Genomic DNA, 1172 nt, shown 5'->3' with positions numbered 1-1172 from the left:
GGTAATACCAACGACTCTTGGTTGTGACTCTCTGGGGATTCCCAAGCGACACGCTTGCTGGTTCGATGGGGGCGAAGGAGATTCGCCCATGCCTGGATCGGTTCGGCTTCGACAGGACTATTGCTCTGCGGCGCTTCGGCGCCTGGCGTCGCGTAGCAAGGACGCCAATCAGAGCCGACGGTTGTTGTCACTGGCGGCGGTTCTTGACGGCATGAACCGCGCCGACGCCGCCCTGATTGGCGGCATGGACCGGCAGACGCTCCGGGACTGGGTGCATCGGTTCAACGAGGCTGGTCCTGATGGTCTGTTCGAGCACCGGGCAGTCGGCCCGCGGTCGCGACTTTCGCAAGAGCAAAAGGCCGAACTCGTCACCATCGTCGAGACCGGTCCAAATCCGGAGGTTGATGGTGTCGTTCGGTGGCGCCGGGTCGATCTTCAGCGTGTGATCAAGGAGCGGTTTGGGGTGCAATATCACGAGCGCCATGTCGGCACGCTTCTCAAAAAGCTGGGCTTCTCGCACATAAGCGCCCGCCCGCGTCATCCCGGTCAGGACGCAGCGACGATCGCGGCGTTTAAAAAAGCTTCTCCCAGGCGCTGAAGGCTCATATCGGCCACCTTCCCAAGGGCAAGCCGATCGAGATCTGGTTTCAGGACGAGGCGCGCATCGGCCAGAAGAACGGGATTGTCCGGCTCTGGGCAAAGCGTGGAACCCTGCCACGGCAACCGGCGGATCAGCGCTATCGGAACCTCTATCTGTTCGGCGCCATCTGCCCGGCAAAGGGAAAAGGCGCCGGCCTGGCGCTGCCCTATGCCGATACCTTCGCCATGCATCTCCACATCGATGAGATCAGCCGGCACGTCCAGCGCGGTGCTCACGCCGTCTTGCTGCTCGATCGCGCCGGTTGGCACACTACGGAAAAGCTCATCGTCCCGAAAAACATGACGCTGATCTTCCTGCCGTCGCGCTCTCCCGAACTGAACCCCGTCGAGAACGTCTGGCAGTACCTCAGACAAAACTGGCTCTCCAACCGCGTCTTCGACAACTACGACGCCATCATCGATGCCGACTGCCAAGCCTGGAACAACCTAATCGACAAGCCCGAAACCATCTCGTCCATCGGCATGCGCAAATGGGAACACATCGGTCAATCATAACAACTGTTGGTATGACA

Annotated in this window: 1 protein-coding gene; it reads left to right on the top strand. The window is 60.4% G+C overall.

Annotated features, from left to right (window positions below; translation table 11 throughout):
• Positions 1-88: 88 nt before the first annotated feature.
• Positions 89-1155, top strand: a protein-coding gene (locus WH91_RS23105) for an IS630 family transposase (protein WP_144408346.1) whose coding sequence is annotated in 2 segments (ribosomal slippage) — positions 89-593 and positions 593-1155 — 1068 coding nt in all. Because the reading frame shifts where the segments join, the coding sequence is not laid out codon by codon here.
• The last annotated feature ends 17 nt before the right edge of the window (positions 1156-1172 follow it).

The sequence above is a fragment of the Devosia psychrophila genome, from assembly GCF_000971275.1.
In the GTDB taxonomy this organism is placed as follows: domain Bacteria; phylum Pseudomonadota; class Alphaproteobacteria; order Rhizobiales; family Devosiaceae; genus Devosia; species Devosia psychrophila.
The sequence above is the reverse complement of the archived record's forward strand: the minus strand, read 5'-3'. Positions and strand labels throughout refer to the sequence as shown.